The sequence below is a fragment of the Candidatus Poribacteria bacterium genome, from assembly GCA_021295755.1.
GTDB lineage: Bacteria > Poribacteria > WGA-4E > WGA-4E > PCPOR2b > PCPOR2b.
This window is the reverse complement of sequence record JAGWBT010000125.1, coordinates 11,047-20,847: the sequence shown is the minus strand read 5'-3', so window position 1 is coordinate 20,847 and position 9,801 is coordinate 11,047. Positions and strand designations below refer to the sequence as shown.

10 protein-coding genes are annotated in these 9,801 nt (G+C 49.0%); all 10 read left to right on the top strand.

Annotation, left to right across the window (positions count from 1 at the left end; genetic code table 11):
* Positions 1-431 precede the first annotated feature (431 nt).
* Positions 432-1,286: a 30S ribosomal protein S2 gene (gene rpsB, locus J4G02_17105; GenBank protein MCE2396269.1), complete on the top strand. Its 855-nt coding sequence runs from the start codon at positions 432-434 to the stop codon at positions 1,284-1,286.
* Positions 1,286-1,882: a translation elongation factor Ts gene (tsf, locus tag J4G02_17100; protein MCE2396268.1), complete on the top strand. Its 597-nt coding sequence runs from the start codon at positions 1,286-1,288 to the stop codon at positions 1,880-1,882. The genes rpsB and tsf overlap by 1 nt, the downstream gene beginning before the upstream one ends.
* 55 nt (positions 1,883-1,937) lie before the next feature.
* A complete protein-coding gene (gene frr, locus J4G02_17095; protein ID MCE2396267.1) occupies positions 1,938-2,495 on the top strand; it encodes a ribosome recycling factor in 558 nt (185 codons plus the stop codon).
* A 52-nt stretch (positions 2,496-2,547) separates the two neighbouring features.
* Positions 2,548-3,363 carry a phosphatidate cytidylyltransferase gene (locus tag J4G02_17090; protein ID MCE2396266.1) on the top strand — a complete coding sequence of 272 codons (816 nt, stop codon included), beginning with the start codon at positions 2,548-2,550 and terminating at the stop codon, positions 3,361-3,363.
* 226 nt (positions 3,364-3,589) lie between these two features.
* On the top strand, positions 3,590-4,765 hold the full coding sequence (locus tag J4G02_17085) for a 1-deoxy-D-xylulose-5-phosphate reductoisomerase (protein MCE2396265.1): 1,176 nt from the start codon (positions 3,590-3,592) through the stop codon (positions 4,763-4,765).
* Between the two features lie 5 nt (positions 4,766-4,770).
* Entirely contained in the window at positions 4,771-6,405 is a 1,635-nt protein-coding gene (gene rseP / locus J4G02_17080; GenBank protein MCE2396264.1) for an RIP metalloprotease RseP, read from the top strand.
* 83 nt (positions 6,406-6,488) lie between these two features.
* Positions 6,489-7,547, top strand: coding sequence for a bifunctional phosphoglucose/phosphomannose isomerase (locus J4G02_17075; protein ID MCE2396263.1), 1,059 nt, complete (start codon positions 6,489-6,491; stop codon positions 7,545-7,547).
* A 27-nt stretch (positions 7,548-7,574) separates the two neighbouring features.
* Positions 7,575-8,261: a uracil-DNA glycosylase gene (locus J4G02_17070; GenBank protein ID MCE2396262.1), complete on the top strand. Its 687-nt coding sequence runs from the start codon at positions 7,575-7,577 to the stop codon at positions 8,259-8,261.
* Positions 8,262-8,323: 62 nt separating this feature from the next.
* A complete protein-coding gene (locus J4G02_17065; protein MCE2396261.1) occupies positions 8,324-8,986 on the top strand; it encodes a hypothetical protein in 663 nt (220 codons plus the stop codon).
* Positions 8,914-9,801 (top strand): primosomal protein N' (priA, locus tag J4G02_17060; GenBank protein ID MCE2396260.1); only part of this gene is annotated, 888 nt, incomplete at its 3' end. The genes J4G02_17065 and priA, both read left to right, overlap by 73 nt.

Below are 9,801 nucleotides of genomic sequence, written 5' to 3'. Positions count from 1 at the left end.
TTCAAAGAGTTCATGTTCCCCACTATCTGACACCGATTCCCTCCTCTCTATATTGATAATACGAGGAAAATGGGGGATTGTTCATTGGGAGAGTGTTTTTCTAAAAGTTTCTCATAAGGCATTTCTAAGCAAACGAAAACCATAGGGATATTTGATTCGTGGTTTTCTCCCTGTCTGAACAAGAAATCACGTTTGGGAGTGTTAGAATTCGGAGATCCCTCCTACAGGATAACTAAATCCGCCTGAATGAAAACCAAGACAGTCTTGACATGCTTTTGGATGATATGTTATATTTACTCCGTTTTGAAGGTAGTATGTTTAAATCAATCACACTTCTTGATTTACACAGAAGGTTCTCTCTTTTTTGGGAGTCTGATGTAAATATGAGAGGAGTGGCAGTAGAAACCTAAAGGTTAGGTAAGGAGATTCTTTTGAGAACGGTTACAATGAAAGAGCTGTTGGAGGCGGGCGTTCATTTTGGGCATCAGTCACGACGCTGGAACCCGAAGATGGCACCGTATATCTTTGCGGAACGGAATGGGATCTATATCATAGATCTCCAGAAAACGTTGCGTCATCTCCAGACAGCTTATGAATTTGTGCAGGACGTTGCGGCGCGGGGCGGAGCGGTGCTCTTTGTCGGAACGAAGAAGCAGACTCAAGAAACGGTTGCAGACGAAGCTGCCAGATGTCAGATGTTTCATGTCAACCATCGCTGGTTGGGTGGTATGTTGACCAACTATGAGACAATTAGACGTAGCATCAGCCGGTTGACAGAAATAGAGGAAGAAGAAGCGACCGGAGGATTCGAACGACGCCCGAAAAAGGAAGTTATGCGCCTCAGACGTGAGAAGACAAAGCTGGATAATAACCTTGCGGGCATCAAGACGATGGGAAAACTTCCTGAAGTCGTTATTATTACGGATACGCGTAAGGAGCATATTGCAGTAAAAGAGGCGAATAAGCTAGGTGTTCCAGTTATTGCAATTGTTGACACTAACTGTGATCCGGACCCGATTGATTATCCGATTCCTGCGAATGATGATGCAATCCGGGCGATTAAGCTCATCTGTTCCGTGCTTGCAACGGCAGTGATTGAAGGACGAGCGAGTGCGCTAGAGGGTGCAGATGATGCAGAACCGCCGTTAGAGGAGGCGAGCGAACCGGAAGCATCAGAATCAGAGTCCGCAACCGATGAAGGTGATGTCGAAAATCAGGAATCAGAGGATTCTCAGGAAGAGCGTCAAGAAGACTCACAGGCAGAGGATCAGGAGGATAACAGTTAATGGAAATTACTGCGAAGATGGTTAGTGAGTTGCGCGCACGTACAAGTGCCGGAATTATGGACTGTAAGAAAGCGCTCACCGAAACGGAGGGCGATTTAGAGACAGCGATTCAACTTCTACGCGAAAAGGGCTTGAAGGCTTCGGAGCTCAAAGGCGGACGCACCACCTCTGAAGGGTTGATTGCATCGTATATTCACCCCGGCAGCCGAATTGGTGTATTGGTTGAGGTCAACTGTGAAACAGATTTCGTCGCGCGTACGGAACAATTTCAGGCGTTGACGAAAGAGATTGCGATGCAGGTTGCCGCCGCCAAGCCTAAGTACATCGGCGAAGAAGATGTGCCGGCGAGTGTGTTAGAATCGGAGAAAGAGATTTTAAGGAGACAGACACTTGACGAGGGGAAACCGGAGCATATCGTCGATAAAATCGTTGATGGCAGACTCTCTAAATTCTATGCTGAGGCTTGCTTGCTCGAACAACCCTATATTCGGGAGATGGATAAAACGGTTAAGCAGCTCATCCAAGATGCCATTGCTCAGCTTGGGGAAAACATCGTTGTGAGACGGTTTTCGCTCTATGTGTTAGGACAGGACTAGATCCTAGGACTGAAGATTGTCTGTGATTGATGGGTAATCTAAAGGAGTGTTCAAAATGCCTAAAACAATTCTTCGTGATGCAGAGACGCGAATGCAGAAGGCTGTGGAAGCGACAGCCAGAGATTTTGCGCATGTTCGTACTGGGAGAGCCTCGGCTTCTCTATTGGATAATATTCTGATTGATTATTACGGCACCAAAAGTCCAATTAATCAAGTTGCGACGATTACCATCCCTGAACCTCGCCTGATTGTCATCCAACCTTGGGACAAGACGGTTATGAAGGATGTTGAGAGAGCGATTGCTCAATCTGACTTGGGCTTGAATCCGAACAATGACGGCAATGTGATTCGCATCCAAATCCCTGAGTTGACAACGGAACGTCGCCAGGAACTGACTCGATACGTTGCTAAGTTAGCCGAGGAAGGACGCGTCGCTATCAGGAACATCCGCCGTGATGCAAATGATGCGCTGCAGAAGTTAGAGAAGTCAAGAGAGATTTCTCAGGATGAGCGCCATACCTATGCGGCTGAGGTTCAAGATTGCACGGATCTATACACCGATCAGACTAACGAGCTGTTAAAATCAAAGGAAGAAGAGCTACTCGAACTGTAATCAGTAACCGAGGCGCGTTCTTCGATCCAAAAATTCGTCCGTCCCTGAGCCAATGTTTTGGAAGCGAGTTATTAGTGCGATCATCCTAATACCTGTGGTAATCTTCCTTGTTTGGTGGGGAGGGTATCCCTATTCAGCATTAATTATTTTAGTTACTGCTCTGATGCTGATTGAGTTTTGGGGGCTTTCCCAATCAATTGGAGGAAGGGGCGGGCGAATTTTCACCGTCGCATGTGGTGTCCTGTTCTGTTTATCAGCAGTTGATTTAATAGGCTCCAAAATTCCGGTTGAACTTGCTCTCGCCTTGACGCTTCTGCTTCCGTTCTCCTACCAGATTTTTCGCGATAAGATTGACGTAGCCTTCCTTTCTGTTGCAAGCACGCTACTGGGAGTTATCTATATCGGCTGGGCTTTTGGGTATCACCTTATTCTGCTGCGCGGCATTAGCGACGCTGGCAGAGGATTAATCTTCTTCTTGCTGGTGACTGTCTGGCTAGGTGATACAGCCGCATACCTCTTCGGCAAGCGGTTCGGAAGGCACAAACTTCGTCCGACTATTAGTCCCGGCAAAACTATTGAAGGGACAATTGCAGGGATTGTGTTTGGGACACTTGGCGGGTTTGGTGTCTGGTCTTTTTTCTTGCAAGATATACTGAGCTTTTCACACGCACTGATTCTTGGAGTTCTGCTAGGAGCCGTTAGTCAGTTGAGCGACTTGAGCGAATCCGTCATCAAGCGGAGTGCTAATGTTAAAGATTCGGGGGATTTAATTCCGGGTCACGGTGGATTGCTGGATCGATGCGATAGTTTAATTTTTTCGGCACCGGCACTTTATTACTATTTTGTATATCTGGTAAACCTAACATGATGGGGTTATCGCCCTCTCTGATTTAGAGTTGGGTTTCACTCCCTTCGTGCGATTTTAATCAGAATTGAATTCCGATCTTGTGGCACCGTGCTCGTTTTTTTATGAGTCCCGTTCAACCCAACCTACGTACTGATACGTCCAACGTGATGAAAAACACAGATTACAGCATACGGGGTTACGGCAGACAGCGTGTGTCTACCACTTAATTTTTATTCGTAAATACGCTATGAAACACCTCGCTATTCTTGGTTCCACAGGGTCTATTGGGCAGAATGCACTTTCAGTGGTCGAGAGCCACTCCGATGAGCTGGCCGTCGCCGGGCTTGCCGCCAATACATCGGTTGACCGAATTGAACAGCAAGTGCGTCAATTTCAGCCGCGGCTTGTGGCGGTAAGGAATCAAGAAGCTGCTAACCAACTGAGGAAACGGTTGAAGGATGTCAAAAGGGTTGAGGTCCTTTCGGGAGCCAAAGGGGTGTCAGCAGTTGCGATGATGGCGGAGGTAGATCTTGTGCTTGAAGCGATGGGCGGCGCAGCGGGGCTCTTGCCAACGTTACAAGCGATTGAATCTGGAAAAGACCTCGCGTTTGTCAACAAAGAGGTGTTGGTCATGTGTGGTTCGCTGATTATAGAGGCAGCTCAGAAAAATAGTGTTCGTCTTTTACCAGTGGACAGCGAAATCAGTGCAATCTTTCAGTGTCTTTCCGACGTTAATAGGGATGATGGTAGACGTGCCGAAATTCATCGACTGATTCTCACCGGATCCGGCGGTCCCTTTCGTGAAACGCCTTCCGAACAACTTGACTCGGTGACGCCGCAGCAGGCTTTGAAGCATCCAAATTGGAAGATGGGTGAAAAAGTTACAATTGACTCGGCGACAATGATGAACAAGGGCTTTGAGGTTATCGAGTCGAAATGGTTTTTTGATGTGAAGTTGTCGCAAATCGAGGTTGTGATTCATCCGGAGAGCATTATTCATTCGATGGTTGAATTCATTGATGGCTCGTTGTTGGCGCAGTTGGGTGTATCGGATATGCGCTTGCCGATCCAATATGCGCTGACATATCCATGCCGTTTGCCTACTTCTGTCCCACGCCTTGACCTGTCTCAGATTGGTGCGCTGCACATGGAGCCAGTTGATTCCGAAAAGTTTCCGTGCCTAGAACTCGCTTATAGCGCTGCGAAAGTTGGTGGAACGTTGCCGACTGTCCTGAGCAGCGCGGATGAAGTGGTTGTACAGGCGTTCTTGAACCGGCAGATCGGATTTATGGACATCCCGAACTACCTTGAAGAGGTAATGACTCGACATGATATAACGTTTCGACCAACCCTTGATGATATACTGGCTGCTGATCAGTGGGCAAGATCGGTCGCACACGAATTAATCGAAAGAAAAAGGTGACATTGATGATTCATTCTGCTACTATTATACTTGCTATCCTTGCCCTTGGTTTTCTAATTTTTATTCATGAACTTGGGCACTTCTTTGCGGCAAAACGGTGTGGGATTCGCGTGGAGAAATTTTCAATCGGTTTTGGTCCAAGACTCATCGGTTTTCGGCGGGGCGAGACCGACTACTGTGTATCCGCTTTACCATTTGGTGGATTTGTGAAGATGGCGGGGGAAAGTCCTGAGGAACAGAAAGGCGAAGTGGGCGAATTTGCTTCGGCCCCTGTTGGACATCGTATCTTTGTGGCAATTGCGGGACCCGTAATGAATTTTATACTGGGCGTTATTCTGTTTTCGTTTGTTTATCTTGTTGGATTGGACCGTGGAACGATGTGGTTGATGGAAATGCTGATTGGGCGGTCAGATCGGATGGCTCAAATTGGATTGGTGGCGGAGGATAGCCCTGCGAAGAAGGGCGGCATTGAGCCGGGCGATACTATCGTTTCAATCAATGATCGGAGGATTAAAAATTGGCAGGACTTCAACACAACGATCCTTACGCACCCCGACGAGGAACTGAAAGTTGTTGTTTCCCGCGACGGCCAACCCAAGACACTGTATGTGACACCGAGAAGCCTTGATAGGAGTGGAATCGGGCAGATTCGCGTTTCTGCTCGACAAGCAGCGATGGTTGAAAGTATCGCTGAGGACAGTGCAGCGGCGAAAGCTGGTGTCCAAGCGGAAGATTTTATTGAAAGTATCAATGGACGGAAGATTTATCATGTCCCTGAATTCAACTCAGTTATTTGGGATCCTTCTAACCCCTTTGGATCGGCACATCAGAGATTGTACAAGGAGATTAACGAAAATCAGAACGGAGAGATTTCACTAGGAATTCGGCGCGGTGCAGAATCCTTAACTGTCGGTTTCCCGATTAACTGGTTGGTCAATGCCGTTGTTGAGGAGGGTAGCGAAGCAGAAAAAGCGGGGATCCAAAGCGGAGACGAGATTGTTTCAATTAATGGGGAATCTATCAAGAATTTCGAGTTATACCCGCGACTGTATGAGTTAACTTCCACAAATCCCGATCGCCCTGTTGACATTGGATTGCTCCGCAGCGGTGAACCTCTTAACGCAACCGTGACCTTTGCCTTTGGTGATGCTGAGGGGCGACTCAACCTCCAGGGCCTACATTGGAAATTGTCGCTGGCTGGGCTCGCACTTGCAGTGCCCTCTGTTCCAATTCCGCAATATAATGTCATCACGGCTGTGGGTGAGGGTGTCCAGACGAATTGGTTAATTTTGGAGATGGTTGTGAAGGTGCTCAAGCGCCTAGTGACCCGTGAAGTTAAAACGAAACATCTCACTGGACCGATTGGGATTGTCGATGCAACGCGTCGAGTTGTGGAGTTTGGTCTAAGAAGTTTGCTCTTTTTCGTAGGTTTCATCAGCGTTAATCTCGCCATCGTGAATTTATTGCCGATTCCGATCGCAGATGGAGGGCAAATCCTTTTCTTTACCCTTGAGAAGTTGCGTGGCAGACCCCTGAGTATCCGTAAACAGATGATTATTCAGCAGGTCAGTATTGTCCTGCTGGCGGGTCTGTTTTTATACATCACATTCTACGACATCCTGCGCGTCTTTTTTGTTTGATCCCGAAGACAGGATTGGTTCATTGGTTAATTAGTGCATTGGTTCATTAATGAACAAGTGAATGGCTGAACTCATATTAAAAGATGACGACCCTGAATCTCGCCCAAATCAAGCAACATGATCCTGAGGATATGCTTCACCTGCTGTCCAGTTTCTCTACACAGTGTAGACGTGGCTGGGAGATTGGCGAGGCTCTGAAATTAAAGGGTTATGGTGAGCGGATTCCCAACAACATTGTGATTGCTGGGATGGGTGGATCTGGGATTGGCGGAGACCTTGTGAAAGCGGTGGTTGGGTCCCAATTTCCCTGTCCAATTATCGTCCACAGGGGTTATACTCTTCCTGCGTTTGTTACATCTCAGACACTTTTCATCGCTGTCAGTTATTCCGGTAATACCGAAGAAACGCTCCTGTCTGTTGAACAGGCATTTTCACAGGGGGCGAATATTCTGGCGGTTACCAGTGGTGGAAAGTTAAAGGCATTCACGGATACGCACAATCTTCCCTGCGTGATGATTCCGGACGGTCAACCGCCCAGAGCCTCGCTCGGCTATCTGCTCATGCCGGTCTTATCCGTCTTTTCGCGGCTCGGGTTCGCCTCAAGCCTCGATTTCCGGAGCGATTTACGGGAAGCAATTGCGCTGCTACAGAAGTTGGCAGAAGATTTCCAGCCCGATGTCACAGAAAGTCAACCCAAGCGGCTTGCACAGGCGTTGTGCGGGAAATTGCCTGTTATCTACGCCCCGCAAGAACTTGAGGCGATTGCTATGCGTTGGAAGGGGCAGATGAATGAGAACGGCAAATCGCTCGCTTATTATAGTGTGTATCCTGAGATGAATCACAATGAGATTGAGGGTTGGAAGCATCCGTCAGCGTTGACGCGGCAATCTCATGTTATCCAACTCCGCGACCCGATTGCTCCGTCTCAGACGCAGCGTCGGATGGACATCACGGCGGAACTAATTCAACCGCATACCGCTGGCATTACACAGGTGAATTCAGCTGGTAAATCGCTACTTGCCCGTCTGTTATCGTTGGTTGCGATTGGGGATTGGACCAGCTTTTATCTCGCAATCTTATACGAACAGAATCCAACACCCGTTGGGCGAATTGAAGAACTCAAACGCCGATTGGAGACGTAAAACGCAAAGCGTTTTGCGTTACGCCTCATGTCAGATCAGAATGAAGTTGTCGAAGGATATCTAGAAGTTGTCGCAACAGTGAGGGAATACGTGGAAGAACAAATGCATCTTGGTTTTACAGAATTGTTTGAGGAAGAAGCGGAACCCGAATCCGAATTTGCCGAGTTTGATATAGGGGAGTTGCGCGATGAAGCGATGGGTTGTGAGCGGTGCGAACTGCATCAGGGACGAAACACAGTCGTTTTCGGAACTGGAGATGAAAACGCAGATCTCATGTTTGTCGGTGAAGCTCCCGGCGCGGATGAGGATCAACAGGGTGAGCCTTTCGTCGGGCGCGCGGGTCAATTGCTGACCCGGATTATTGAGGCGATGGAGTTGAGGCGTGAAGATGTTTATATCGCCAACGTGATTAAGTGCCGTCCGCCCGGTAATCGGAACCCGAAACCGATTGAGATCGAAAGCTGTGAGCCTTTCCTGCTCAGACAGATTGAGTTAATCAAGCCGAAGGTGATCTGTGCCCTTGGCACCTTTGCTGCGCAAACGCTACTTGCGACCAACCAGAGTATTTCTTCGTTGCGTGGTCGTTTCCACGACTATCACGGCTGCAAACTCATGGCAACCTACCACCCCGCCTACCTCCTCCGAAATCCGCATGGCAAGCGAGATGTCTGGGAGGATATGCAGAAAGTAATCGCGGAACTAAAAACTAGTTAGTACATTGGTTCATGAGTTCACTTGTTCATTAATGAACCAATGAATCGCTGATCTTTCACGCCATGGAATACGCTCGCGTCGCTTTTCCACTCCCCCAAGATCTCACCTTCTCTTACGCCATTCCAGTCCGTCTTCAATCCGTAGCACAGCGCGGCAGCCGCGTCCTTGCGCCTTTGGGAGAGGGGACACGCGAAGGGGTCATCGTTGATTTAATGGATGAACCTGACCTACCTGACGAATCTATACAAATCAAGAACCTCGCCGACTGTTTGGACGATACCCCCACCTTCTCAGATGAACTGCTTACGTTGACGAAATGGATGTCGGAATATTACCTGTCTTCGTGGGGAGAGGCGTTGCGGTGTGCTGCGCCCGCAGCAGTAAGAACGCGCCAAAACCGGCTCGTGCATCTGCTCGCAACCGATGAACAGATTTCGGATATGCGGCAATCGCGTCAGACGGAGATTTTGTCGTTGCTCAAGGAAGATAATGAGTTATCCCTTCATCAAATTGGGCGGCGACTCGGGATTGGGGTTTCAAAGCTGCGTCCGCCGTTGTCCGCTCTACAAGAAAAGGGGCTTGTCGAACTGCGGTCGAACATCCAACCCCAAGCGCAGCCCCAAACTATCTCATCGAAGAACAGGTCCCCCAATTGGAAGCCAACCGCGCCCCGAAACAGGCAGAAATGCTCCGCCTCCTCCTCGACTGTAGTGATGAAACGTTGACGAGAACAGATCTGGCTAAACGTGCCGACACGTCAGTGACGGGGTTACAATCCCTTGAGCAGAAGGGGTTAATTCACGTTGAGTCTGTCCAAATTGTGCGGAATCCGTTGAGTTTGGATCCGGTGCCTTCCACGCAGCCGCTCACGCTGAATCCGGATCAGGCGACTGCCTTGCAGGCGATTCAAGGGGCGATCGATTCGAGTAAGCGCGAACTGTTTCTCCTACACGGTGTCACCGGTAGCGGTAAGACGGAGGTTTATATGCAAGCGATGGCTTCCGTCTTAGATCAGGGAAAACAGGTGATAGTGCTTGTTCCCGAAATTTCTCTCACACCCCAAACGGTCTCTCGGTTTGTCGGACGTTTTGGGGCGCGGGTCGCTGTCCTCCATAGCAATCTTTCAGATGGGGAACGATATGACCAGTGGCAGCAGATTAAAGGCGGAGCGGCGGACATCGTTGTGGGACCCAGATCCGCTGTCTTTGCGCCCTTTCCGAACCTTGGGCTGATTGTAATTGATGAGGAGCATGAAACATCATACAAGCAGGACGCTGCGCACCCATTCTATCACGCGCGGGACGTTGCTGTGAAGCGATCTGAGTTAGTCGCCTGTCCGTTGATTCTCGGCAGCGCGACGCCATCGTTGGAGAGTTTTTATCATGCGCAGCAAGGGGAGTACACCCTCTTGCGACTGCCTTCCCGCGTATCGAATATTGAGATGCCACCCGTCGAGATTGTGGATATGCGCGAGGAGTTAAAGCGGGGTAATCGCACCATTTTTTCGACAGCCCTCCGAACAGGTATTGAGGAACGGCTT

What these genes read in the sequence shown, in the direction of transcription:
- J4G02_17070 (MCE2396262.1), top strand. Translation starts at nt 7,575, where the DNA reads ATGTCAGATCAGAATGAAGTTGTCGAAGGATATCTAGAAGTTGTCGCA.
- J4G02_17090 (MCE2396266.1), top strand. Translation starts at nt 2,548, where the DNA reads ATGTTTTGGAAGCGAGTTATTAGTGCGATCATCCTAATACCTGTGGTA.
- J4G02_17085 (MCE2396265.1), top strand. Translation starts at nt 3,590, where the DNA reads ATGAAACACCTCGCTATTCTTGGTTCCACAGGGTCTATTGGGCAGAAT.
- tsf (MCE2396268.1), top strand. Translation starts at nt 1,286, where the DNA reads ATGGAAATTACTGCGAAGATGGTTAGTGAGTTGCGCGCACGTACAAGT.
- J4G02_17075 (MCE2396263.1), top strand. Translation starts at nt 6,489, where the DNA reads ATGACGACCCTGAATCTCGCCCAAATCAAGCAACATGATCCTGAGGAT.
- frr (MCE2396267.1), top strand. Translation starts at nt 1,938, where the DNA reads ATGCCTAAAACAATTCTTCGTGATGCAGAGACGCGAATGCAGAAGGCT.
- J4G02_17065 (MCE2396261.1), top strand. Translation starts at nt 8,324, where the DNA reads ATGGAATACGCTCGCGTCGCTTTTCCACTCCCCCAAGATCTCACCTTC.
- rseP (MCE2396264.1), top strand. Translation starts at nt 4,771, where the DNA reads ATGATTCATTCTGCTACTATTATACTTGCTATCCTTGCCCTTGGTTTT.